Below are 26,232 nucleotides of genomic sequence, written 5' to 3' on the forward strand. Positions count from 1 at the left end.
CCCACCACGAGAAGGGGCTGCATTCTGGGAACAAGGACACCCTCGCAATTTAGCAGTAGGTTGTCAAAAGCTCTACGGCTCCAACAAGAAGTGGAAAAAGCGGTATGGCTATCACAAGCGCTCACTATCAGAGACAGCAATGTACCGAGTAAAACAGCTGCTAGGTGGGAAATTAAGCCTAAGAAATTACAATGCTCAGGTTGGCGAGACTTACGCTATGATCAAAGCGCTGAACAAGCTTACAGGACTGGGTATGCCTGAAACTCAGTATATTGCTTAAGAACCGAACAACTTTAGGCTGCCATGTCTTCCAACCGAATTAAGCAACAAAGCCGTGTTTTGATGCAACCAATCATGCAACCTATATGGAAGACCCCGGGTAGATCTGCAATTGATGCTGTCGCTTCGTTTGTTGGAAGTTACTCCTTAGGGATACTGATAACGAATCGTATGTTTGTTGCTGGGCATTACTCTCAAAGGGATGCGGCTATTATTGCGACGGGTTTCTCAACGGTATCCGTGACTTTTATGATTATCGTCGCTCGCACACTTGGCCTGATGGATATTTGGAATGTTTACTTTTTAACAACTATTTCTGTGACGTTTATTGTTACCGCTATCACTGTACGCCTTCCCCCATTAAGCAAGTTAAACCCTGGTGCTGATTTGCCTGAGCCTAAGATTGAGAATGGAAAACGCTTGGAAACAGCTTGTAAAGCAGGATTGACTACCGCCCGAGAAGCCCCAGGATTGATAAAGAACATACACTCTACCTTTGTCGATGGGCTGAAGATGGCAATGTCAATCCTACCTTCTATCATGTCCATTGGTGTAGCAGGTCTGCTGTTGGCTAAGTATACGCCAGTGTTTGAATGGATCGGCTGGGTCTTCTATCCGTTTATTGCTGTCTGGGGTATGGAAGATGCGTTAGCGTTGTCTCAAGCTTCTGCTGCAGGTTTGGCGGAGATGTTTCTGCCGGCATTACTTATGAAAGATGCACTGTTGGAAGCACGATTTGTTACTGGGATAATTTGCGTTTCTTCGATTTTGTTTTTCTCCGCATCAATTCCTTGTATTTTGTCTACAAAGATTCCTATTTCGATTGTTCAGATTGTCTCTATCTGGTTTGTACGCACAGCTCTGAGCCTGTTTATCTCTGTTCCTATCGTCAAACTCATACTTTGAAAATAGACTCGATTTTTGGGCATGACGACGGAGTGCTTCGTCCTAAAAAGCGAATGATCCTTCACGACGACATGAGGGAGCAAGTACCTTTGCTGCCAACAGGCAACGACCTTCGTTGAGGCCACTGCCATAAGTCTGCTGAGCGGAGGGAAAGGCATCCTGTGAAGAAATAGTAGTGAAGCAGTCCATTCGCTCATTTCTATATCTAAAGAGAATAATATCCAACTGATTGAATTAGAAAGGCACGCTTAGCGTGCTTTTTTCTTACCTGAATTAAATTCATCGCTTCTCTCAATAGCGTGACGCGGTTGTGGATAATCTTGGCGAATACTGTCCGGAAGCTTGAGGCGTGACAAAAATGTGCCTCATGTTATTTTCGTGAAATCATCTTGTTTGTTCCATGTTTTTATTGTGTGTTGATTTTGAATTTTTGCGCTGCTATACGTGTTTTGAATGTTATTTGTGACTACCAAATAAATTAAATCCGTGTATTTTGTTCTGCTGAATAATTATTACGTCGTTGTGACTTTTGTTCCTAAAAAGACATAAACGATGCAAACACACTTTAACCATGGAGCTTTTTTTATGAGTAACCATGCTATGGATAACATTCCAGACGCGCCAAAAAGCGCAATGGATAAATTTCTCAATGGGATTGAGAAAGCAGGGAACAAGATCCCTGATCCTGCGCTTCTGTTCTTTTACGGATTATTGATTGTTTGGGGCCTGTCCGCCGTTCTTTCTCAAGTCGATTTTGGCTTGATCCACCCTGTTACTGGCCAGGCTGTAGAAATCAATAACCTTCTGACGGGTGAAGCTCTTGCTCACTTTTTGGCGAACATGGTAACCACGTTTACCAGCTTTGCGCCAATGGGTATCGTACTGGTTGCGATGCTGGGTGTGGGTGTTGCTGATGCTTCAGGCTTCATCACCACTGGTCTGAAGAAAATGCTAAACGTGACGCCAAAGAAACTGCTGACACCAGCATTGATTCTTGTCGCGATCGTTTCTCACACTGCGGCTGACGCAGGCTACGTTCTGGTTATCCCTCTTGGTGGTATCATCTTCCACGCGGCAGGTCGTCATCCTCTAGTAGGTATTGCGGCGGCGTTTGCGGGCGTATCAGGTGGTTTCTCAGCAAACTTCATCCCTGCGGGTATTGACCCACTGTTGGCGGGCTTCACGCAGTCAGCTGCACAGGTTCTGGACAAAGACTACGTGGTTAACCCACTGGCGAACCTGTACTTCACAGGCCTGTCTTCATTCCTGATTGTGGCAATCGGCTGGTATGTTACCGAGAAAATCATCGAACCTCGTTTGAGCAAACTGCCAATCGACGAAGATGCAGAGAAAGCACCAGATTTAGGTAGCTTTACGGCGACTGAAAGTAAGGCATTTAGCCGCGCAAGTCTGGCTATGCTGGCGGGTATTGCGGTTCTGATTGTTGCACTGATCCCTGAGTCGTCTGCTCTGCGTTCTCCTGAAGGTGAACTGACCGCATTCTCTGCACCACTGATGAAGTCTATCGTTCCGTTGATTTTCATCCTGTTCGTGATTCCAGGTGTGGTATACGGCCGCGTAGCGGGCACGTTTGCAAGCCAAAGCGACATCATTAAAGCGATGAGCACCACCATGTCTACCATGGGTAGCTACTTGGTGATGTCTTTCTTCTGTGCGCAGTTCCTTGTGGCATTCAGCCAGTCGAACATCGGTACACTGCTGGCACTGGAAGGCGCGGCGTTCCTGAAAGCACTGAACATGCCGGGTCAGCTGACCATCATCGGTATGATTCTGCTGACAGCGTGTGTGAACCTGTTGATCGGTTCTGCATCTGCGAAGTGGGCACTGATTGGTCCTATCCTTGTACCAATGCTGATGGCTCTGGGTATTTCTCCAGAACTGTCTCAAGCGGCTTACCGTGTAGGTGACTCTGTTTCTAACATCATTTCACCTCTGATGGTGTTCTTCCCACTGGTTGTTGTTTACTGTCAACGCTACGTGAAGAGCACGGGTATCGGTACTCTGGCGTCTATGATGATGCCGTACTCGATTGCGATGTTGATCGGCTGGAGCTTGTTCCTGCTGGCGTACTGGGCATTGGGCATTCCACTAGGTATCCAAGCACCGTACACTTACGGCATGTAATTTCAGCACTGTATATTCTCAAGCCCTGCCATGTGCAGGGCTTTTTTTTGCCTGTCTATCCATCGCCCCCACGAGATCTCTCTAGCTTAGTTGTACATCTGTGCCCAGAGAGGTGGATTTGCCGTGCTACATATTCATAACACTAATAAAACGAAGTTATATACAATAAAATATCGCCAAAAAATATTACTAAGTTTTATCATCTGCTTTATTTGTAATCAGTCGTATATAACGCTGAAAACCTCACCATTCATGAATATTCCACTATTTTCATGGTTGTTTGTTGATATTTAATGCCGCCAGCTGCGTTTTTTAGTGTTTTACACTGGATTAATCATTTGCTACTTTCGAGTCGAAAAATTACGGATACACCCGAAAACACACGTGATTTAACACCGTGTGGTGATTTCGGAAACACTCATCGAATAGGTGGTACGAAATGAGTCAAGTTTCACAAGGAGCGCCTCAACAGAGCGGCGCGATTGCGTTCATTGAACGTGTAGGTAAAAAGATCCCCGATCCCGTTATCATTTTTATGTTCCTTTTTGTTGGTGCACTGGCACTAACGGGTTTGATCGGTGGCATGGAATTCCAAACAACAGGTGCAGATGGTCAACCTGTTAGTCATACCGTTAAGAGCATGCTGGCAACTGAAAACGTTCGCTGGATGTTCGACAATGCGATTCTGGAAAACTGGTTGAAGTTCGGCCACGGTGTTCTGGGCGTTATCCTAGTTGTTATGCTGGGTGTGGGTATCGCAGAAAACTCAGGTCTACTGGGTGCAGTGATTAAGCGTGTTGGTTTGAAGCTGAACGAAAAATGGCTGCCAATGCTGCTGATTTTCCTCGGTATCATGAGCTCTATCGCGACGGATGCAGGCTACCTCGTACTGATCCCATTGGCGGGTATGCTTTATGCGGGCGTGGGTAAAAACCCATTGATCGGTATGGCAGCAGCATTCGCAGGTGTATCAGCGGGCTTTAGTGCAAACCTTATCCCTGCAACGCCAATCGACGTTATCGTTGGTTTGAATGCGCGTGTATTCGCTGAAGCGCAGGGCGTACCGTTCACTACCGCAGACGGTGTTGAGCTGAACCCAGCGACCATGCACTACTTCTTCATCGCTGTTTCAACCTTTATGCTGGCGATTCTGGGTGCATGGGTGACCAAGCGTTTCGTTGCGCCGCGCCTTGAGAAAATGTCTTACGTGATTCCAGAAGATCTGGAGCAAAAAGACTTTGCAGTGAGCAATGAAGAACAAAAAGGTCTGCGTGCTGCAGGTCTAGGTTTGGTGGCATCACTGGCAGCGATTGTTGCGTTGGCGATGGGTCCATTAGCACCGTATACCGATGCGGCTGGCCGCACTGTTACACCATACATGAACAACGTGATTCTGCTGATCGCCATGGTGTTTGCGGTAACGGGTATTTGTTTTGGTTACAGCACCGGTAAATTCAAATCACTGCAAGACGTGGTTAACGCCATGGTTAAGCAGATGAACACCTTCGGTTACGTTCTGGTTCTGACTTTCTTCAGCCACAACTTCCTGGCGGTACTGAGCTACTCGGGTCTGGGTGTGTACATCACGTACTTGGGTGCGACATCATTGTCAGCATTGGGCTTAGAAAACTACCCAACGCTGTTGATCATTGGCTTTATTATTACGACGGCGATCATCAACCTGTTTGTCGGTGGTTTGACGTCGAAGTGGATGCTATTGGGCCCAATCTTTATCCCAATGCTTTACCAAGTTAACCCGAACATGACACCAGATGTAGTTTCTGCAGCATTCCGTGTTGCTGACTCATCAACGAATATCATCACACCGATGATGACTTACGCGGGTGTTATTCTGGCATTCATGCGTAAGTACAAGCCTGAGCTGACGTTCGGTGATGTGATTGCGATGATGGTGCCATACTCGGCAGCGTTCCTGACGGTTTGGACAGGTCTGTTGATTGCATTCTTTACCTTCAATATTCCACTGGGCTTCTAAGTTTCCTCAGTGATATTGAAATGAAAAACCCGGCTTAGCCGGGTTTTTTTATGCCAATTGGAAAGTTATCAATCGTTATTTCTTCAGGTGTTCAGCGTGGAATCGAAGGTGATCGTCGATAAAGCTAGAAATGAAGTAATAGCTGTGGTCGTAACCTTCTTGCATACGAAGTTCCAATGCGTAGCCTGCATCTTCTGCAGCACTGACCAGATTCTCCGGTTTTAACTGTTCATGCAAGAATTGGTCTGCATCACCCTGATCAATCAACATTGGCACATGGTGTTCTGCCGATTTGATCAGTGCACAGGCGTCATATTCAAGCCAGCTCGATCTGTCTTCACCTAAATAGTTGGTAAAGGCTTTTTCTCCCCAAGGCACTGCCGCAGGATTGGCGATCGGGCTAAATGCCGACACTGAGCGGTATGCGTCGCTATTTTTTAGCGCGATGGTCAGTGCGCCATGGCCGCCCATGCTGTGGCCCGAAATCGCTTTGACATCACTGACAGGAAAATGGCCTTCAACGATAGATGGCAATTCCTTTACGACATAATCGTACATTTGATAGTAGCGATTCCACGGTGCCTCGGTCGCGTTCAGATAAAATCCTGCACCAATACCAAAATCGTATGCACCGTCTGGGTCATCAGGGATACTGTCGCCACGAGGGCTTGTATCGGGGGCGACAATGGCAATACCGAGTTCCGCTGCAACGCGATGAGCCCCTGCTTTTTGCATGAAGTTTTCATCTGTACACGTCAGTCCCGACAACCAATAAAGCACAGGAACCTTGTTTGACTCCGACGCTTGTGGGGGCAGGAAAATCGCAAAGCGCATCGGACAATGAACAGTGCGTGACGTATGCGTGTACTGTTTATGCCAACCACCAAAACTGCGGTTGCTGCTGCTGTTTTCTAGGCTCATATTGGGCTCCAAAGCAGGCTCGCGTGAGAGAGCCTGCACCGGGTTACTTTTCTTAAGGAAGATTATTTATCGTAGTGGATCACTGAACGAATACTCTTACCTTCGTGCATCAGATCAAATGCTTCGTTGATGCTATCAAGCCCCATGGTGTGTGTGATGAAGTCATCCAGTTTGAATTCACCTGCCATGTAACGCTCAACAATTTCTGGCAACTCTGAGCGGCCTTTTACACCACCGAATGCTGAACCGCGCCATACTCGGCCCGTCACCAATTGGAATGGACGGGTCGAAATTTCCTGACCTGCGCCAGCAACACCGATGATGACGGATTCACCCCAGCCTTTATGACAACACTCAAGTGCTGAACGCATAACGTTCACATTACCGATACACTCGAAAGAGTAATCCACACCACCGTCAGTCATTTCAACGATGACATCCTGAATAGGCTTGTCGAATTTGGTCGGATTGATGCAATCTGTTGCGCCCAATTTCTTCGCAAGTTCATATTTACTTTCATTGATATCGACACCAATGATGCGGCTTGCGCCTGCCATTGCAGCACCGATGATCGCAGATAGACCAATGCCACCTAAGCCGAAAACAGCAACTGTATCGCCTTTTTGTACTTTCGCCGTGTTCAACACAGCGCCCATACCGGTCGTTACACCACAACCCAGAAGACACACTTCTTCAAGCGGTGCTTCTTTGTTCACTTTTGCCAATGAAATTTCTGGCAGTACGGTGTATTCAGAAAACGTTGAGCAACCCATGTAGTGATAAATAGGCTGGCCATCTTTATAGAAGCGGGTGGTGCCGTCAGGCATCAGGCCTTTGCCCTGTGTTTCACGAATTTTCTGACACAGGTTAGTTTTGCCTGATTTACAGAACTTACACTCGCCACATTCAGGGGTATAAAGTGGGATGACATGATCACCGACCTGAACACTGGTAACACCTTCACCAATTTGTTCAACAATACCGCCACCTTCATGGCCAAGGATTGCAGGGAAGATCCCTTCAGGATCATCGCCAGACAGCGTAAATGCGTCAGTGTGGCAAACCCCAGTCGCGATGATACGGACCAGCACTTCACCCGCTTTTGGCAACATTACGTCGACTTCTTCAATGCTCAGTGGTTTGCCTGCTTCCCAAGCAATCGCTGCACGAGATTTAATAAATTGTTCCGCCATTGGATCTTTCCTCTTTGCGTTGGGTCAGCCCTTCAAAAACTAACCGTAGGAGAAATCGCAACCCTAAGTGTGTCCACTTCTGTGACAACTGGGTATTGCTTATCTATGGGGCCTAGTTTATTTGTTTCTCGCTCAGTGATAATCCATAATCCCAATAATTGACTTTTACTGGTGTGTAATAATGACGAGTTGGCAGGGCATTTCTGAGTTTTTGGCCGTAGTGGAGACCGCCAGTTTTACCAAAGCGGCGCAGCGTTTGGGGACATCAACTGCACATGTCAGTCGGCAGGTTGCTATTTTGGAAGACCGGTTGAATACGCGGCTTTTTTTCAGAACGACCCGTCGTGTTTCCGTGACGGAAGAAGGCGATATTTACTATCAACATTGCCGAATGCTGGCGGACGGGATCAAAGAAGCGGAAAGCGCAGTGACCCAACTGCGTGAGACACCAAGCGGACATATCAAGTTAACAGCCCCGGTGACGTACGGCGAGAAGATGATCATGCCCTTGGTCCTCGACTTCATGCAAATGCATCCTGATATCCAAGTGGATGTTGATCTCACTAATACTCCGTTGGATTTAATTAATTCGGGCTGTGATTTTGCGATTCGACTCGGGCGACTGAATGATTCCTCGATGGTGTGCAAGCGTCTGGCGACGAGAAAGCTGATTGTTTGCGGATCGCCAGATTATCTGTCCATTAATGGCACCCCGCATACTTTGTCTGAGTTACCCCAGTTTAACTGTTTGTTAGGACAGCATGATTACTGGCGATTCAGAGAGAATGGCAAAGAGCGGTCTGTACGTGTTCGGGGGAGCCTTCGCTGTAACAGCGGTTTGGCGTTATTGGAGGCCGCTGTCAGAGACATAGGGCTTATACAGCTCCCTGATTATTATCTTGATGAAGCGTTAGCATCTGGTGCATTGGTGAAAGTGCTCAATGCGTATCAGGATATGGAAGAGGGGATTTGGGCGCTGTTTCCTCACCGTCGACTGCAACCGCTTCGCGTTAAATTGCTGGTGGATTTTTTGGCTGATAATTTGACGGAAAAAAGTGCAAATACGGTGAAGCTGGTGTCAGCGTAACTTCAAATAGGTATATACTCCGCAGCGTTTATGCAAGTTCGGGAAAATTCAGTGACACAGAGCGATACAGATTTGCAATTCATGCAACGTGCCATGGAACTCGCTTCACGTGCAGAGGCGGAAGGTGAGGTACCTGTGGGTGCTGTCGTGGTACACGATGGTGTAGTGATTGGTGAAGGTTGGAACCGTCTAATTGGTCAACATGATGCAACGGCACACGCAGAATTAATGGCGTTGCGACAAGCGGGAAAGGTGTTGCAGAATTATCGGCTGCTGGATGCCACCTTGTATGTCACGTTAGAGCCTTGTCCTATGTGCGCATCAGCCATGGTGCATAGCCGTATCGGCAAAGTGGTTTATGGTGCGCCAGATCTGAAAACGGGCGCGGCAGGCAGTGTCATGAACTTGCTGAGCTATGACGGTGTTAACCATCATGTCCAATATCAAGGTGGCGTGATGGAAACGGAATGCCGCGAACAACTGCAGGCGTTTTTCCGTCGTCGTCGCGCTGAGAAAAAAGCGGACAGAGATGCACGCAGAGTGGCTGATGCCGGCGACTCAACGCAATCCAGCTAGAAGTTCTCATCCATCATCGCAAATTCACGAATAGCGAACGTACGCTGACGCCAGAGTACTTTCTTCAGATTGACATTTCTCATGCGTTTACGGCGGTTGGACGCTGCGCTTGAGTTGCGTGAGAAATTCGCTTGTACTTTTCGTTTGTTGGCAAACATCGATTTCTTTTCCTTTTTAAAGAAAAAGCGCAGCCAGTGCTGCGCTTCTCGAAGACCTGACTTAACAGGTTATAACTTGCGAGTGTGAACACACTATGACAAGTCTAGTTGCCTTGGTTATTTTCAGTGTGGCTGTCAGCGTCCTTTTCTGCTCCAGATTTCCCGTCTGCGGGCTTCTGCGTTTCGCTTTCAACAGTGTCTGTCACCAAAACGTTGCCATTTTCTGTTGGTTGCTCGACAACGATGGTTTGAAGGCTATCCAGATTGTCACTTAAATCCGCTTGAATCGCCTGCGCTTTTTCTTGTTCATAACCAACAATGCTTTGGTAATAACGACGAATATTCTCTACATAGCTCAATGCTTCGTAGCCGCGAGCATAACCGTAACGTGTTTGCTTGTAGTACTGACGTTTAGCCAATAGTGGAAGGCGTTGTTTTACGTCAGCCCAGGCATCAGGGTTACCACCTTGTGCTTTAGTTAAGCGCCTAGCATCCATCATGTGGCCAAAACCAATATTGTATGAGGCAAGGGCAAACCAGATTTTTTCGTGTTCATTCACACTGTCAGGTACGCGACGTAGCATTTGGCTGAGATATGCCGCACCACCACGAATGCTTTGCTCTGGGTCGAGGCGGTTCTTCACACCCACAGATTTAGCCGTTGGCAATGTCAGCATCATCATGCCACGCACACCTGTTGGTGAGACAGCACGAGGGTTCCAATGTGACTCTTGATAGGAAAGGGCTGCTAACAAACGCCAGTCGAATTCGTTCGCATATTTCTTAAACAGTGGTTCCCATTTCGGCAAGCGGTTGTCAATAGCACGCAGGAAAGCACGGGTGTCAACAAAATCGAAACTGTCAACGTGACCGAAGTATTTCTCTTCCATCGCCGCCAGCTCTCCGCTTTGCGTTTTCTTGCCAAAAAATTCAATCAGCAAGGCATAAACACTGTCATCCTGTGCCTTTTTCATAAACCAGGCGACAGGTTCATCTTCGGTGAGTTCCATCGCGACTGTAATTTCAGGATGGGTACGCTGAACCAGCGCAATATCGACAGAATCGGCAATGGTGAAATCCAAGACACCATCGGCGACTTGTTTTAGCAGTTCATCATCGTCAGTGTCTTTGACACTCTCCCACACCAAATCTGGGTATTGGCGTTGGATGCCGTTCAGAGTAAGCGCATGGCTTGAATCTTCAACAACCGCTACGCGGGCACCGTCTTTGTTCAATTCGGTCAGGTTTCGTGGGCGCCAGTGGCCGTTTTTGTACACCAACTGTTGGCTTACGTAATAATACGCGGGGCCAGGTCGAAAATGTTCAAGTCTGTCTTCTGTGATCGTGAGACCTGCCGCAATGATGTCGACATCACCACGCTCCAAGGCGGGAAAAAGCCCTGAAAGGGTATACGCAGGTTGCATCTCAAGCTTCACGCCCAGACTTTGTGCAAATTGAGTGGCTAACTCATAGTCCAATCCGGTAGGACCATTGGGGCCAATATAGTAAGAAAGCTGGTTATTGAGCGTGCCGACACGAAGGACACCGCGATCTCGGATTTTTTCCACGGCGGTTCGGTCGTCATACTTCCATTCACAACCTGCAATCATGAGCACCATTACGGTGCCAGCAAGCAGTTGAAAAAGTCGTTTTACAGCGTTAGCGTTCAAAAAGTTATGCTCACTTGTTATCGTTAGAACTCTGTTATATCAAAGCTAGGTCGCAGCGAAAAGTTGTGGCGCAGTGTTCTTGCTTTACGCCCTTTACAATATGGGTCGCTAACGGACGCAAAAAAAAGTTACGCAAACGGTTGCGTCAGGTGTTACGTCGATCACTTTTTTCCCCTATAATACCGCCCCGAAGCAAGTGAAAGTGGTATTGACGTGGCTTTGCGTCTGATTTTATCAAATTAAAATCAGGAGGTTAGGCCAATGCTACTTTAATTCACCGCTAACCGAGAGACGTACGCACATGGAAATTTTGCGTGGTTCCCCCGCTCTGTCCGAATTTCGAGTCAATAAACTACTGGAAAGCTGTCAGGCATTTGATTTACCCGTTATCAGCCTTTATGCAGAGTTTGTTCACTTTGCAGATGTCAGCGTTTCGCTGAACACTGTAGAACAACAAAAACTGGATCGCCTGCTTACCTACGGGCCAACCATTGCAGAACATACACCGACGGGTAAACTTTTTCTCGTTACTCCTCGCCCTGGTACCATTTCTCCATGGTCTTCAAAAGCAACGGATATTGCTCACAACTGCGGCCTAAACCAAATCAAACGCCTTGAGCGTGGTACCGCATATTACGTTGAGTTTTCCAGCGATTTGACGGAAGACCAAGGTAAACAACTCGCCAGCCTCTTGCATGACCGCATGATGGAAGTCGTATTTAGCCAGTTGGATGACGCGTCTGCTTTGTTCAAAGCGGCAACACCTGCGCCAATGACGGCAGTAGATGTGCTAATTGGTGGCCGCCAAGCGTTGGAAAAAGCCAACGTTGAGTTGGGTCTTGCGTTAGCTGATGATGAAATTGACTATTTGGTTGAAAGCTTCATCAAGTTAGGACGTAACCCAAATGACATCGAGTTGATGATGTTCGCACAGGCTAACTCTGAACATTGCCGTCATAAAATATTCAATGCAGATTGGACGATTGATGGTGTTGATCAGGACAAGAGCCTGTTCAAAATGATCAAGAATACCTTTGAGCACAACAGTAAATACGTACTGTCTGCCTATAAAGATAATGCAGCGGTCATGATGGGTTCTGACGTAGGTCGTTTCTTCCCGAACCCCGAGTCACGTCAATATGACTACCATCAGGAAGCGGCTCATATCCTGATGAAAGTCGAAACGCATAACCACCCAACGGCAATTTCTCCATGGCCGGGCGCATCAACAGGCTCTGGCGGTGAAATCCGTGATGAAGGCGCAACCGGGATTGGCGGTAAACCAAAAGCAGGTTTGGTTGGCTTCACGGTATCGAACCTCCGCATTCCTGGCTTCGAACAGCCTTGGGAAACAGATTTTGGCAAACCTGACCGCATTGTGAATGCGTTGGACATCATGCTGGAAGGCCCTCTGGGTGGCGCGGCATTTAACAATGAATTTGGTCGTCCTAACCTGCTGGGTTATTTCCGTACTTACGAAGAAAAAGTGACTTCGCATAACGGTGAAGAAGTACGTGGCTACCACAAGCCAATCATGATTGCGGGCGGTATGGGTAACATTCGCGAGCAGCACGTACAGAAAAAAGAAATTCCTGTTGGCGCAAAGCTTATCGTGCTTGGCGGTCCAGCCATGAACATCGGCCTTGGCGGCGGCGCAGCCTCGTCAATGGCGTCGGGTCAATCAGCAGAAGATCTTGATTTCGCATCCGTACAGCGTGAAAACCCAGAAATGGAACGCCGCTGTCAGGAAGTGATCGACCGTTGTTGGCAGTTGGGTGAAAACAACCCTATAGCCTTTATCCACGACGTGGGCGCGGGCGGCATTTCTAACGCATTGCCAGAATTGGTTGATGACGGTGAGCGCGGCGGTAAATTCCAGCTTCGTAACGTACCGAATGACGAGCCAGGCATGAGCCCGTTAGAAATCTGGTGTAATGAATCACAAGAACGTTATGTCATGGCGGTTGCGCCAGAAAATATGGATGTGTTCGATGCGATTTGTAAGCGCGAGCGTGCACCTTATGCGGTAGTCGGTGAAGCAACGGAAGAGCGTCATTTGACCCTTGAAGATGCGCATTTTGAGAACACGCCAATCGACATGCCTTTAGATGTGTTACTCGGCAAGCCACCAAAAATGCACCGCGACGTACAAACACAGAAAGTCGAAGGCAAAGCGATTGATCGCACCGCGATTTCTGTGGAAGACGCTTCGCTTCGCGTATTGCGTTTACCTTCTGTGGCAGAGAAAACCTTCCTTATCACCATTGGTGATCGCACGGTAACGGGCTTGGTTGCGCGTGACCAAATGGTAGGCCCTTGGCAAGTGCCAGTGGCGAACTGTGCGGTAACGGCAGCAAGCTATGACACTTACCACGGCGAAGCAATGTCGATGGGTGAGCGCACGCCAGTTGCTCTGCTTGATTTCGCCGCGTCGGCACGTTTGGCCGTGGCAGAGTCACTGACGAACATCGCGTGTTCTGACATCGGTGACCTGAAGCGCATCAACCTGTCAGCGAACTGGATGGCTGCAGCGGGTCACCCGGGTGAAGATGCGGGTCTTTACGAGGCGGTTAAGGCCATCGGTGAAGAGCTGTGTCCTGCGCTTGATTTGACGATTCCAGTGGGTAAAGACTCGATGTCGATGAAAACCCGTTGGGAACAAGATGGCGAGCAGAAAGAAAATACGTCACCGCTTTCCTTGGTGATCACAGCCTTTGGTCGTGTTGAGGATGTGCGTAAAACCGTTACGCCACAGCTTCGTACAGATAAAGGCGACAGCGCGCTGGTATTGGTTGACCTTGGTCAAGGGCAAAACCGCCTTGGCGCAACAGCGTTGAGCCAAGTTTACAAGCAGTTAGGTGATAAGCCAGCGGACGTTGATAGCCCTGAATTGCTGAAGGGCTTCTTCAACGCGATGCAAACCTTGGTGCGTGACGAGAAGCTATTGGCCTACCACGACCGTGGTGACGGTGGCCTTTACGTCACATTGGCAGAAATGGCGTTTGCGGGTCACACCGGTGTGGAAGTGGACATCAATACCTTGTCTGCAGACAGCGAGTGCACAGACGAACTGGCTGCCCTGTTTAACGAAGAGCTGGGTGCGGTGATTCAGGTGCGTTCAGATGAGCTGGATGCTGTGCTGTCAACACTGTCAGCTCACGGTTTGGAGGCATGCAGCCATGTGATTGGCACGCTGAGCGATGACGATGCGGTTCGTATCTGGAATGGTGATGCGCTGGTGCTGGATCAGAATGCGACAGAGCTTCGCACTATCTGGGCAGAAACCACCTACCAAATGCAGGCAATGCGTGACAATCCTGCGTGTGCAGAGCAAGAGTTTGACGCCAAGAAAGACGTGACCAACCCAGGCCTGTCGACCCTTCTGACGTTTGATGTTCAGGAAGACGTCGCGGCACCGTTTATTGCAATGGGTGCACGTCCTCAAATGGCCATTCTGCGTGAGCAGGGTGTGAACTCGCACGTTGAAATGGCTGCAGCGTTCGACCGCGCAGGCTTTGACGCAAAAGACGTTCACATGAGCGACGTATTGGCGGGTAACGTTTCGCTGGAAGAGTTCAACGGCCTAGTCGCCTGTGGTGGCTTCTCTTACGGTGACGTATTGGGTGCCGGTGAAGGTTGGGCGAAATCGATTCTGTTCAATGAGCAAGCGCGCGAGCAGTTTGAGCTTTTCTTCCACCGTGGTGACTCTTTTGCCTTGGGTGTGTGTAATGGTTGTCAGATGCTATCGAACCTGCACGAGCTTATCCCAGGTGCTGATTTGTGGCCGCGATTTGTTCGCAATGAGTCTGAGCGCTTTGAAGCGCGCTTTAGCTTGGTTCAAGTGCAAGAAAGCCCATCTCTATTCCTGAGCGGTATGGCGGGCTCTCACATGCCAATCGCGGTATCTCACGGTGAAGGGCGTGTAGAAGTGCGAAATGCTGAGCATTTGGCGGCGATTGAGCAATCAGGCACGGTTGCACTTCGTTACCTCGATAACTTCGGTAAGGTGACGGAGTCCTATCCGGCGAACCCGAATGGCTCACCAAACGGTATCACTGGCCTGACGACGACTGACGGTCGCGTCACCATTATGATGCCGCACCCAGAGCGTGTATTCCGTACTGTTGCTAACTCATGGCACCCAGATAACTGGGGCGAGGACAGCGCGTGGATGCGCATGTTCCGCAATGCGCGAGTGAAATTGGGTTAATTCGGCAAGCCTGAAAGACCAAACTTGTGACACAAGCCGCTACCTTTGGGTAGCGGCTTTTTAATGCCATTGCCTCTGGTTATTGCGACAGGGTAAAGTGTGCCAGCTGTAGATTTTCCAATTGGATACGTTTCATAAAGACGAAGAGTTTTTTCTATGGGACGTGATTGTTGCCAATTGGCTTTAGGAGAAATGCAATGGATGCGATCAGCTTTACGCTCATTCCGAGTGGTCAGGTGCCTGAAGCACTTTACGCTCAATTCCCTTCAATCAACCAAGTTGCTGATGCGTCACAAGAGGGTGAGATACCTATGCTGGTGGCGGAAAAAACGGTCAAGCTGTTGCTGTCGCGATGTTGCAGCACCCAAAGCGCCACAATGGTGTGATGGTTGAGCTGGCAACTTTGACGCTGCTAGAAGTCGACGAAGCTTTACGATTGCAAGGGATTGGGAAGTCACTGCTTAACGCACTGGAGGCGTATGCGGCGACCATTACCTATGAGTTAAAGGTGGACTGTGGTGCTGTTATTGGACGTAAACCGATGCAGGCTCTGCTCACTAATTCAGGTTATGAACCCCCTTTTGCAAGCGGTGACGTGAAACCTGCACAATGGCGAAAATCATTGGTATAACGACGAATTTGTGCAGAGAAACAGCGCATACCGAATCTCATCGGGTTACAATTAAGGTATTGAGCTGACAGCTTAAAAAATTTAAAGGGAAGACGATATGAAAAAAATCGAAGCGATTATCAAGCCATTCAAACTTGACGATGTTCGCGAAGCACTGGCAGAAGTTGGCATCACTGGTATGACAGTGTCTGAGGTAAAAGGCTTTGGTCGTCAAAAAGGCCACACTGAACTGTACCGTGGTGCAGAGTACATGGTGGACTTCCTGCCTAAAGTGAAACTCGAAATTGTTGTTGCCGATGACGTTGCCGAGCAGTGCATTGATTCTATCGTAGAAACGGCGCAAACCGGAAAAATCGGTGATGGTAAGATTTTTGTTACCAATGTAGAGCGCGTTATTCGAATTCGTACTGGCGAAGAAGACGAAGAAGCGATCTGATTCGTTTTAGTCTTTTCTAAAAAATGCCTCCTGATTGGGAGGCATTTTTGTTTCTAAGCGAAAATTTAGAGGCGCCAGCTTGGTTTGCGAGGAACAACCTCGACACCACTATGGTAGCGACCTGCAATGGCGTTGAGTGTTAACTCAAGGGCGTGTTCGCTGATAAGCTCAAACTGTTGTGGCAGGGACTGAACCTTCATGGGAATAAAATCGAGCGTTCGGTTATTCCCGAACGTCGCAAATTTCACTTTCCTGCCTATCTCGGGATATTCGAGGATGGCGTCCAATACACCTTCGAACAACGCGTATGATGTCGTGACAATCGCATCTGGCAAGGTGCCCTGTTTTACCCACTCAACCATGATGCGTCGGCCTTCTTTCTGACTGAAATGATCGCCGTAAGCTATTAGGGTATTGGCATTGCATTTCCGAGCAGCGGACAGAAAACCTTGTTCGCGTTCGCGCGAAATCCCAAGTTCTGGGACAGCACCGATAAGCCCGAGAGATGTTGCTCCGAGTTGGATGAGCTTATCTGTCAGCGAATATGCCCCTTCCAAGTCTTCGCTAATCACACTGGCAAAATGCTCATCATCCAATGCGCGGTCAATAGCGATAACCGGAGTGCCGGATGCTTGGATTACAGGGTAAAAATCGTTGTCGATGGGTAAGGACGAAGCCACGATCAGCGCATCAATCTTACGGCTGACCAGAAGGTTTACGACTTGCTTTTCGGTGTCGGGATTATCATCAGAGCAACTGATAATGAGCTGGTATCCTGCCTGTCGTGCATCGCGCTCCAATAGCTTGGCGATTTTGGCGTAACTGGTGTTTTCAAGATCCGGGATCACCAGACCGAAAGAGCGACTGGTGCCGGCACGAAGCGCACTGGCGGCGTGGTCAGGACGGTAATTGTATTTATCCACCACAGCCATGACCTTCTGCTGAGTACGCTCACTGATCCGGTACTTGGCTGACTTGCCATTAATCACATAGCTTGCCGTGGTGCGTGAGACACCCGCTAAACGCGCGATTTCATCCAGTTTCATTTCCTGCCGTTCCTTTACTCTGTGCGCGTGATCAAAAAAAGCGCAAAAGATCTTATCGATTCTTTGCATTATAAGCTGAATGGATTCAGCATCGGTAGCTGAAAGGTTTCAGCAAAGAGTAAAACTGTGCGTGAGACCTGTTTTTTGGATTTAAAGCTGAAACGATTCAGTTTCATTCAATCTTGGATTGATGAGTCGGTTTAGAAAATGAATGCATGATGGCGCGATTCGATTAACGACAAATTACGCGCGACGAGTAGAGGTAAGCAACATGTTGGAACTTACGCAACGCGACATTCTTCTGGGTAAGAAGGCATCAAATAAACAAGATGCGATTCGCCATATCGCAGAAGACTTGGTTCAGAAAGGCTTGGTCGCAGAAGGTTATGGCGAAGGTATGCTTGAGCGCGAAGCGCAGAACTCGACATATCTGGGTAACGGTATTGCGATTCCACATGGCACCACAACCACGCGTCACCTCGTGAACCAAACGGGTGTGCAAATTCACCACTTTGCGGAAGGCGTTGATTGGGGTGATGGCAACACGGTTTACCTAGCAATAGGTATCGCGGCGAAATCTGATGAACACCTCGGTATTTTAAAGCAACTGACTCACGTGCTATCTGCTGATGGCATTGATGACGCTCTGAAGAGTGCAAGCAGTGAACAAGACATTCTGGCCGTGCTGAACGGCGAGAGCCGAAAGGGCCTGCTGTTTGACGAATCAGTGATCATGCTGAGCTTCCCTGCCTCAGACTTGATTTCTCTGACGGCAGTCTGTGCTGGGAAATTGAAAAACGCAGGTGCTGTTGGCGAAGCCTTTGTTGCCGATCTTGTTGCGAAAATACCAACAAATTTGGGGCAGGGCCTTTGGGTGGTCTCGTCTTCCAAAGCCGTCTCTCAAACCGCAATCGCGTTTATTAGTGCACAGTCTGCATTTAGCAACAATGGTGCTGAGGTGAAAGGCCTTATCGCTGTCGCTGCGTCGACTGCTGAGCATATAGAGGTGCTCAATAACCTGAGTGGCTTGGTGTTTGATGGTAAAACGTCTGAACTTTTCACTGACTCACCAGAGTCTGTGGTTAAAGCGCTGACTGAGGTGCGTCAGGCGGGTTTGTCTCAAGTGTTCAAGATTAAAAATGCACACGGACTGCACGCGCGTCCGGGCGCGATGTTGGTGAATGTGGCGAAGAAATTTGACTCAAAAATCTGGGTAGCCAACGTGAGTGCGGATGGTGCGCAGGTGAATGCGAAGAGCTTAATGAAAGTGATTTCTTTGGGTGTGAAACGTGACCATGAGTTGGAGTTTACAGCTGATGGCGCAGACGCACAGCAAGCGTTGGATGCGATTGGAGAAGCCATCGCAGACGGTCTAGGCGAGGGCAGGTAAATGAATACTCGTGGTGTTGTAACTGTCACTTTAAACCCAGCTCTGGATATGACGGGGGCGTTGGGTGAATTAAAGCCGGGCTTGGTGAATTTGATTGGCTCTTCAAATCTTAATCCTGGCGGTAAAGGTGTCAATGTGGCCAAGGTACTGGCCGAACTCGGTGCAAAAGTGACAGTGACAGGTTTTCTGGGGGATGAAAACCAAGACCCCTTTGCCCACCTGTTTGAGCAAAAAGGCATTGCAGATCGCTTTGTGCGTGTCGCTGGCGCATCGCGCATCAACGTCAAATTGGTTGAAGAGTCAGGTCGCGTTACCGACCTTAACTTTCCGGGCGTCACCGTGAGTGATGAAGACTTGGATGCCTTTGAAGCGACCTTGAATGAGCTCGCGGAAGAGAACGACCTTTTCGTGATTGCGGGCAGCCTACCGGGCGGCGTCAGCCCAGCCATGTTGGCATCGTGGATTGAGATGCTGCGTGCGAAAGGCAAGAAAGTGCTGTTCGACAGCAGCAATGCTGCACTGACAGCAGGCCTGAAAGCCTCGCCTTGGTTAGTAAAGCCAAATGATGAAGAGCTTTCTCAATGGGTCGGTAAGGCTCTGGAAAGTGAAGATGAGCTGTTGGCGACCGGTGAGAGTTTGTCTGAAACAGGCATTGATAACGTCGTGATTTCTCGCGGTGCCGAAGGCGTACTTTGGCTTCGCGATGGCAAGTGGCTTCAAAGCCAGCCGCCACGCATGAAAGTGGTGAGCACGGTCGGTGCTGGCGACACGCTGGTAGCGGGTATGTGTTGGGCCGAGTTGAATCAATGGGACCGCGAAGTGTCGCTGAGCTTTGCAACCGCGTTGTCAGCACTGGCGGTGACGCAAGTTAATGTTGGCGTTGAAGACATTGCACATGTCGAAGCACTTCAACGCGAAATTATCGTGAAACAACTAAAACAAGATTAAAGGAACAGGGTAGAGAGATGAAAGCGATCATTGTTACATCATGCCCAAGTGGTATTGCGAACACCATTATTGCGGCTGGGGTGCTGGAAAAAGCAGCGTCAGCCTTGAATTGGCAAGCGACAATCGAATGTCAAAACACGGTGAAAACCGTCGAAAAAGCATCTCAGGCAGACATTGATGCTGCTGACGTTATTGTGGTCGTCGGTGCTGCGAATGACATGGCACGCTTTAACGGTAAGTCAGTTTATCTCGCGTCATTGAACGCGTGTTTTACTGATCCGAAGCAGTTTTTGACAGACGCAGCAGCCAATGCGAAAACCTATGCGCATGTTGAAGAAACGTCGGCAGACGCTCCGGCTACATCATCACAAAAACGTATTGTCGGTATCACAGCATGCCCGACAGGTGTTGCGCACACTTTCATGGCGGCTGAAGCGGTGGAAGAAGAAGCGAAAACACAAGGCATGTGGGTGAAAATCGAAACCCGTGGCTCGGTCGGTGCAAAGAACCAACTGACAGCAGAAGAGATTGCGGCGGCGGATTTGGTGTTTATCGGCGCAGATATCGAAGTGGACATGTCTCGCTTTGATGGTAAGCGCGTATACCGCACCAGCACGGGGGCGGCGCTCAAAAAGACAAAAGAAGAGCTGGCAAAAGCCTTTGCTGAAGCCGAAGTTTACAAGCATGGCGGTGCTAAAGCAGATAGCAACAAGCAAGAGCGTTCAGGCGCCTACAAGCACTTGATGACGGGCGTGTCTCACATGCTGCCGCTGGTTGTGGCGGGTGGTTTGTGTATTGCACTGTCGTTTGTCTTCGGTATTGAAGCGTTTAAAGAGTCTGGCACTTTGGCCGCAGCGCTGATGGAAATTGGTGGCGGCAGCGCGTTTGCACTGATGGTTCCCGTGCTTGCTGGCTTCATTGCCTTCTCGATTGCGGACCGTCCGGGTCTGGCTCCGGGTCTTATCGGCGGTATGCTGGCAAGCTCAACGGGTGCGGGCTTCTTAGGTGGTATCGTGGCAGGTTTTCTGGCGGGTTACACCGCGAAATTCATCGCCGATAAAGTGCAACTGCCAGATTCCATGGCAGCACTGAAGCCCATCCTGATCATTCCATTGGTCGCGAGCTTGATCACCGGTCTAATCATGATTTTCGTGGTGGGCGGCCCTGTTGCTGGCGTGATGAACAGCCTGACTGAGTTCCTAAACAGTATGGGTTCAACCAACGCGGTTCTGCTGGGTGTGATTCTGGGGGCCATGATGTGTTTCGACTTGGGTGGTCCAGTGAACAAAGCGGCGTACACCTTTGGCGTGGGTCTGCTGGCTTCTCAAACTTACACCCCAATGGCGGCCGTCATGGCCGCAGGTATGGTGCCTGCGATGGGTATGGGTTTGGCGACCATGTTGGCGCGTAGCAAATTCAATGCGCAAGAGCGTGAAGCGGGCAAAGCATCGTTCGTACTGGGTCTGTGCTTTATCTCAGAAGGTGCCATCCCATTCGCTGCACGTGACCCAATGCGTGTTATCCCGGCATGTATGGCTGGTGGTGCGCTGACAGGTGCGCTATCAATGCTGGTAGGCGCAAAACTGATGGCACCACACGGCGGTATCTTTGTACTGTTCATTCCAAATGCCATTACGCCAGTGTTCCTGTACTTGGCAGCGATAGCAGCAGGTACCGCAGTGACAGGTATCTTGTATGCCGTGCTGAAACAGCGTGAAACCGTACAAGCCGTTCCTCAACAAGCGTAATTTAATGTAATGACTCGTTCAGATATGGACTGATCGTCCCCGCATGCAAAGCAGCTTGATACAAAAAGACCGCCATTGGCGGTCTTTTTCGTTATCTGTAGATTCTTAAATGAATCAGTAACACACGACATAGCGGTCAGGACGATGGTTCATGGTCAGCACCAAGTTCAGCACAAATGCCCCCAGTACGGAGCACGCCAGCAGCCATGGCGAGACAAAGAAGAACGACGCCAGCAAAATGCCCACATCAACCGCCATTTGGACGTTGCCCGCACGAATACCGAACTTGTCCTGACAGAACAACGCCAATACGTTGAAACCGCCCAAGCTCGCGTTGTGGCGGAAAATCATCAGCATACCCACGCCCATCAACAAACCGCCGATGAAGCCACAGTAAACCGGCGATAACCAACTGATCGTAAATACGTGTGAAATGTGGTCAACAATCAAAGAGACCATACCCCCCGCGAAAATGCTGCGAAGGGCAAACTGTTTGCCAAAACGTACCCAGCCCATCATGTAGAAAGGAATATTAAACATGAAATACAAGGTACCGAAAGACAGGTCGACAAATTGTGTCGTCAAAAGTGCAAGGCCTGTGGTTCCGCCGGTCAGCAAGCCTGCTTGCTGAAGGAAAAAGACACCTTGTGCCACGATAAATGTGCCAGAAAGAATGGCAATCAAATCTTCAACCGTGGTGTGTTTGGGTTTGAGGTTCAACGGAACAGCTCCTGAAAGATGCACGCTTGCGTGTCGTTTTTGAATGCGATGGGGGCGCAAGTGGGTGCAGCGATTAACTGAAAACAGGGCATCTTAATGAGGTTTGTTTTCAGAGAAAAGACAGCGTATAAAAGTGTTTACGCGAGGTTGTCAGCAAACGATTACGCACTGTAAACAATTCGGGTTTACAGCCTGTGGCTATGGCGATAAAAGCGGCATTTTTTCTGACAATAACGACTAACGTGAATTCAATTCATGCTAGGAATGAAAAATGACCATGTTCGTCACAACAAAAAAAATGTGATTGCTACTACCTGTTGCGCAACAAATTTTGTAGAATCGCAGCAAATAGGATGGTCATGACGAAAACGTTTGCGTCCGCATGGACTCTGGGGTTTTTGGTATGACAAGAAGTAACCATATCTGAGGTTAAACCAGGTTGACCTGATAGCTTGAATACCGAGTTATCAGGTCAACTTGGTACCTAGGGAACAATCTGAGTCAGGAGATACAGATGCTAAAGCGTGACATGAACATCGCTGATTATGATCCGGAGCTGTTTGCAGCCATCCAGGAAGAAACTGCGCGTCAAGAAGAGCACATTGAGCTTATCGCGTCAGAAAACTACACCAGCCCGCGCGTAATGGAAGCGCAAGGTTCCCAGCTAACCAACAAATATGCAGAAGGTTACCCAGGTAAGCGTTACTACGGTGGCTGTGAGTATGTCGACAAAGCGGAAGCGTTGGCGATTGATCGCGCATGTGAACTGTTTGGTTGTGAGTACGCGAACGTTCAGCCTCACTCTGGTTCTCAAGCAAACAGCGCAGTGTACATGGCACTGTTGAACCCAGGCGATACCGTTCTGGGCATGAGCCTGGCGCACGGTGGTCACCTGACTCACGGCTCTCCAGTAAACTTCTCGGGTAAGCACTACAACGTTATTCCTTACGGTATCGACGAAGCAGGTCAAATCAACTACGACGAGATGGAAGCACTGGCGCTTGAGCACAAGCCTAAGATGATCATCGGTGGTTTCTCTGCGTACTCTCAAATTGTTGATTGGGCACGTATGCGTGAAATCGCGGACAAAGCAGGTGCTTATCTGTTCGTTGATATGGCACACGTTGCGGGTCTGATTGCAGCGGGTGTATACCCAACGCCAATCCCACATGCTCACGTAGTGTCAACGACCACGCATAAAACATTGGCAGGTCCGCGCGGCGGTCTGATCCTGTCAAACGCTGGCGAAGACATGTACAAAAAACTGAATTCAGCGGTATTCCCTGGTGGTCAGGGTGGTCCTCTGATGCACGTTATCGCGGCGAAAGCTGTTGCTTTCAAAGAAGCGATGGAGCCAGAGTTCAAAGCGTACCAGCAGCGCGTTGTCGATAACGCAAAAGCAATGGTTGCTCAGTTCCAAGAGCGTGGTTACAAAGTCGTATCGAACGGTACTGAAAACCACCTGTTCCTGGTTGACTTGATTGACAAGAACATCACGGGTAAAGAAGCAGACGCTGCCCTAGGTGCTGCGAACATTACCGTGAACAAGAACAGCGTACCCAACGACCCTCGTAGTCCGTTTGTGACCTCGGGCATCCGTGTCGGTTCTCCTGCAATTACTCGCCGTGGTTTCACGCAAGATGATGCAAAAGAACTGGCCAATTGGATGTGTGATGTTCTTGATAACATCGAAAGCCAAGACGTGATTGACGCGACAAAAGCGAAAGTACTGGAAATCTGTAAGCGTCTTCCTGTTTACGCATAAGTTGTGTTTCGTTGAAAAAAGCACCTTCGGGTGCTTTTTTTGTATCTAAAACGCACATCTAACCACTTACCCTTATGGCTAAATCGGTTACACTGTTCGGCAATTATCTAAGGAGGCGAGATGCACTGTCCATTTTGTGGTGCGAATGACACCAAAGTCATTGATTCACGGTTGGTCGCTGACGGCCATCAGGTGCGTCGTCGTCGTCAGTGTTTAGCGTGTAGCGAACGATATACAACGTTTGAAACTGCAGAGCTGGTGATGCCGCGTATCATCAAAACGAATGGCAACAGAGAGCCATTTAACGAAGATAAATTGCGCGGTGGTATTCAGCGGGCGCTGGAAAAACGTCCAGTCAGTACCGATGACATCGAAAAAGCCATCAATGTCATCAAGTCTACGATTCGTGCCACCGGCGAACGAGAAGTATCATCTACCATGGTAGGTAATCTGGTAATGGACGCGCTGAAAGAGTTGGATAAAGTGGCATATATTCGATTTGCTTCTGTTTACCACAGCTTCGAAGATATTCGCGACTTCGGCGAAGAAATTGCCCGCCTGGAAAAATAAGCGGTTACATGTTTTCTATTTTTGATTCCCAAATGATGCTGCGCGCCATTGAACTGGCTGAACGTGGCATCTATACCACAGCCCCCAATCCGAATGTCGGCTGCGTCATTACTCAGGGTGATGACATTATTGGCGAAGGTTTTCATTTTCGTGCGGGTGAACCTCATGCCGAAGTGCATGCGCTTCGTGCTGCTGGGGGCAATACCAAAAATGCCACCGCATATGTGACCCTTGAACCTTGCTCTCACTATGGTCGAACACCTCCTTGCGCGGATGCCCTCATCAATGCCGGTGTTTCACGCGTCGTCTGTACCATGGTTGACCCGAATCCGAAAGTGGCGGGACGCGGTATTCAACGTTTAAGAGATGCTGGTATTCAAGTCGATGTTGGCCTGATGCAAACCCAAGCAGAAGCGTTAAACCCGGGTTTTATCAAAGTGATGAAAACTGGCTTGCCGTATGTTCAACTTAAACTTGCTGCGAGTATTGATGGTAGAACTGCGCTTGCTAACGGCCAAAGTAAGTGGATAACCGGAGCCGAAGCAAGGGCTGATGTGCAGCGTTTTCGAGCCCAAACGGGCGCTATTTTATCGACCAGTCAAACCGTTATTGATGATAATCCATCACTCAATGTTCGTTGGGCTCAACTGCCAGAAGACGTGCAGTGTGAATATGATCAGACCCGCTTACGCCAGCCAGTTAGGGTGATATTGGATACCACGGGTAAAGTTTCATCTGATGCTGGCTTGTTTTCGTTAGAGGGTAACGTTGTCGTATTGACGGCAAACAAAGACCTTGGTTATATACATGAAAACGTCGAGGTCATTTTGGTTCCCAAAGCACAACATGGTCTAGATCTTAATGCGGCTTTGCGATTGCTTGCATCTAAAGGTATCAACCACATTTGGGTTGAAACCGGAGCAACACTTGCAGGGGGGCTGTTAGCGGCAGAGTTGGTTGACGAGCTGATTGTTTATCAAGCACCTAAGCTAATGGGGGCGGACAGTCGGGCATTGGTCAATTTGACGGGCCTGACATCAATGAACAATGTCCCAACCTTTGAACTGACGGATGTCTGCCAAATTGGCAATGACGTACGTCTTCGAATGCAAAAGCAGTAAATCGAAGCGAATAAGTATGTTTACAGGAATTATTGAAGCAGTTGGCCGTATTCAGAAAATCACCCCTAAAGGTAATGACATCGCGCTGACCGTAGAAAGTGGAAAACTGGATCTGGCGGATGTGAAGCTGGGAGACAGTATTGCGACCAACGGTGTGTGTTTGACCGTGGTTGCGTTGACAGGTAACGGTTATGTGGCAGACCTTTCAACGGAAACGCTAAAACGCACTGCGTTTACTCATTATCAGGCGGGCCAGAAGGTGAACCTAGAAAAAGCCATGTTGCCGACCACACGTTTTGGTGGTCACATGGTCTCGGGTCACGTAGACGGTGTCGTAACGGTGGTTTCGCGTTCGCAGACAGGCCGAGCCATTGAATTTTGGCTTGAAGCCCCCGCGAATCTGGCCAAGTACTTGGCAGAAAAAGGGTCAGTGACCGTTGATGGAATCAGCCTGACGATCAACGATGTTGACGGTAACCGTTTTAAGTTAACCATCGTGCCTCATACCGCACTTGAAACAACGATCGAAGATTTTAAGGTTGGTCATCAGGTGAATCTGGAAGTGGATGTGATTGCCCGCTACCTGGAAAGACTGATGATGGGTGACCGCGCTGCACATCAAGCGGGCAAAAGTGGTTTAACCATGGAAAAGCTTGCCGAATCCGGCTTCCTTGGCTCTCTGCGCTAAGACGATTATCCGCTAGCAAATAAACAGT

22 protein-coding genes and 1 pseudogene are annotated in these 26,232 nt (G+C 48.9%); 17 read left to right on the plus strand and 6 right to left on the minus strand.

Annotated features, from left to right (window positions below):
* The 4 genes and pseudogenes from B5D35_RS02930 to B5D35_RS02945 form a co-directional block, all read left to right on the plus strand.
* Positions 1-280: pseudogene (locus B5D35_RS02930) on the plus strand (IS5/IS1182 family transposase); the annotation flags it as partial.
* A 62-nt stretch (positions 281-342) separates the two neighbouring features.
* A complete protein-coding gene (locus B5D35_RS02935) occupies positions 343-1,185 on the plus strand; it encodes a YjiH family protein (RefSeq protein ID WP_332870292.1) in 843 nt (280 codons plus the stop codon).
* Positions 1,186-1,770: 585 nt separating this feature from the next.
* Complete coding sequence (locus B5D35_RS02940) at positions 1,771-3,330, plus strand: AbgT family transporter (protein ID WP_078751117.1); 1,560 nt, start codon at positions 1,771-1,773, stop codon at positions 3,328-3,330.
* Between the two features lie 439 nt (positions 3,331-3,769).
* Positions 3,770-5,326, plus strand: coding sequence for an AbgT family transporter (locus B5D35_RS02945; protein WP_078751118.1), 1,557 nt, complete (start codon positions 3,770-3,772; stop codon positions 5,324-5,326).
* A gap of 75 nt (positions 5,327-5,401) precedes the next feature.
* Here B5D35_RS02945 and fghA read toward each other — a convergent pair whose 3' ends face one another.
* Entirely contained in the window at positions 5,402-6,247 is an 846-nt protein-coding gene (gene fghA / locus B5D35_RS02950; protein ID WP_078751119.1) for an S-formylglutathione hydrolase, read from the minus strand.
* Positions 6,248-6,309: 62 nt separating this feature from the next.
* Entirely contained in the window at positions 6,310-7,440 is a 1,131-nt protein-coding gene (locus B5D35_RS02955) for an S-(hydroxymethyl)glutathione dehydrogenase/class III alcohol dehydrogenase (protein WP_078751120.1), read from the minus strand.
* Between the two features lie 181 nt (positions 7,441-7,621).
* Between B5D35_RS02955 and B5D35_RS02960 the strand changes: the two genes are divergently transcribed.
* A complete protein-coding gene (locus B5D35_RS02960; protein ID WP_078751121.1) occupies positions 7,622-8,527 on the plus strand; it encodes a LysR family transcriptional regulator in 906 nt (301 codons plus the stop codon).
* A gap of 51 nt (positions 8,528-8,578) precedes the next feature.
* Positions 8,579-9,103: a tRNA adenosine(34) deaminase TadA gene (tadA, locus tag B5D35_RS02965; RefSeq protein ID WP_078751122.1), complete on the plus strand. Its 525-nt coding sequence runs from the start codon at positions 8,579-8,581 to the stop codon at positions 9,101-9,103.
* Here tadA and B5D35_RS24260 read toward each other — a convergent pair.
* Complete coding sequence (locus tag B5D35_RS24260; RefSeq protein ID WP_170915118.1) at positions 9,100-9,261, minus strand: hypothetical protein; 162 nt, start codon at positions 9,259-9,261, stop codon at positions 9,100-9,102. The genes tadA and B5D35_RS24260 overlap by 4 nt on opposite strands.
* A 104-nt stretch (positions 9,262-9,365) precedes the next feature.
* Complete coding sequence (gene mltF / locus B5D35_RS02970) at positions 9,366-10,931, minus strand: membrane-bound lytic murein transglycosylase MltF (protein ID WP_078751123.1); 1,566 nt, start codon at positions 10,929-10,931, stop codon at positions 9,366-9,368.
* Positions 10,932-11,232: 301 nt separating this feature from the next.
* Between mltF and purL the strand changes: the two genes are divergently transcribed.
* From purL to glnB, 4 genes are all read left to right on the plus strand, one after another.
* Positions 11,233-15,141, plus strand: coding sequence for a phosphoribosylformylglycinamidine synthase (gene purL, locus B5D35_RS02975; RefSeq protein ID WP_078751124.1), 3,909 nt, complete (start codon positions 11,233-11,235; stop codon positions 15,139-15,141).
* Between the two features lie 197 nt (positions 15,142-15,338).
* Complete coding sequence (locus tag B5D35_RS24745; RefSeq protein ID WP_244556491.1) at positions 15,339-15,527, plus strand: hypothetical protein; 189 nt, start codon at positions 15,339-15,341, stop codon at positions 15,525-15,527.
* Entirely contained in the window at positions 15,494-15,772 is a 279-nt protein-coding gene (locus B5D35_RS24750) for a hypothetical protein (protein WP_244556492.1), read from the plus strand. The genes B5D35_RS24745 and B5D35_RS24750 overlap by 34 nt, the downstream gene beginning before the upstream one ends.
* 97 nt (positions 15,773-15,869) lie before the next feature.
* Entirely contained in the window at positions 15,870-16,208 is a 339-nt protein-coding gene (gene glnB, locus B5D35_RS02985) for a nitrogen regulatory protein P-II (RefSeq protein WP_078751125.1), read from the plus strand.
* Between the two features lie 65 nt (positions 16,209-16,273).
* On the opposite strand, the gene cra is transcribed toward glnB, so the two are convergent.
* Positions 16,274-17,254, minus strand: a complete 981-nt coding sequence (gene cra / locus B5D35_RS02990; protein ID WP_078751126.1) for a catabolite repressor/activator — start codon at positions 17,252-17,254, stop codon at positions 16,274-16,276.
* Between the two features lie 271 nt (positions 17,255-17,525).
* On the opposite strand from cra, the gene fruB reads away from it, so the two are divergent.
* From fruB to fruA, 3 genes are read left to right on the plus strand one after another with little or no spacing between them, the layout of a single operon-like run.
* Complete coding sequence (fruB, locus tag B5D35_RS02995; RefSeq protein ID WP_078751127.1) at positions 17,526-18,644, plus strand: fused PTS fructose transporter subunit IIA/HPr protein; 1,119 nt, start codon at positions 17,526-17,528, stop codon at positions 18,642-18,644.
* Positions 18,645-19,592, plus strand: a complete 948-nt coding sequence (gene pfkB, locus B5D35_RS03000) for a 1-phosphofructokinase (protein ID WP_078751128.1) — start codon at positions 18,645-18,647, stop codon at positions 19,590-19,592.
* A gap of 17 nt (positions 19,593-19,609) precedes the next feature.
* Positions 19,610-21,340 carry a PTS fructose transporter subunit IIBC gene (gene fruA, locus B5D35_RS03005; protein WP_078751129.1) on the plus strand — a complete coding sequence of 577 codons (1,731 nt, stop codon included), beginning with the start codon at positions 19,610-19,612 and terminating at the stop codon, positions 21,338-21,340.
* A 114-nt stretch (positions 21,341-21,454) separates the two neighbouring features.
* Here fruA and B5D35_RS03010 read toward each other — a convergent pair whose 3' ends face one another.
* Entirely contained in the window at positions 21,455-22,060 is a 606-nt protein-coding gene (locus B5D35_RS03010) for a DUF6198 family protein (protein WP_078751130.1), read from the minus strand.
* 514 nt (positions 22,061-22,574) lie between these two features.
* On the opposite strand from B5D35_RS03010, the gene glyA reads away from it, so the two are divergent.
* From glyA to B5D35_RS03030, 4 genes are all read left to right on the plus strand, one after another.
* Positions 22,575-23,825: a serine hydroxymethyltransferase gene (glyA, locus tag B5D35_RS03015; RefSeq protein WP_078751131.1), complete on the plus strand. Its 1,251-nt coding sequence runs from the start codon at positions 22,575-22,577 to the stop codon at positions 23,823-23,825.
* 120 nt (positions 23,826-23,945) lie between these two features.
* Entirely contained in the window at positions 23,946-24,395 is a 450-nt protein-coding gene (gene nrdR, locus B5D35_RS03020; protein WP_067420038.1) for a transcriptional regulator NrdR, read from the plus strand.
* 8 nt (positions 24,396-24,403) lie between these two features.
* Complete coding sequence (gene ribD / locus B5D35_RS03025; protein WP_078751132.1) at positions 24,404-25,516, plus strand: bifunctional diaminohydroxyphosphoribosylaminopyrimidine deaminase/5-amino-6-(5-phosphoribosylamino)uracil reductase RibD; 1,113 nt, start codon at positions 24,404-24,406, stop codon at positions 25,514-25,516.
* 16 nt (positions 25,517-25,532) lie between these two features.
* Positions 25,533-26,204: a riboflavin synthase gene (locus B5D35_RS03030; RefSeq protein WP_078751133.1), complete on the plus strand. Its 672-nt coding sequence runs from the start codon at positions 25,533-25,535 to the stop codon at positions 26,202-26,204.
* The last annotated feature ends 28 nt before the right edge of the window (positions 26,205-26,232 follow it).

The sequence above is a fragment of the Enterovibrio nigricans DSM 22720 genome, from assembly GCF_900167155.1.
Lineage (GTDB): Bacteria > Pseudomonadota > Gammaproteobacteria > Enterobacterales > Vibrionaceae > Enterovibrio > Enterovibrio nigricans.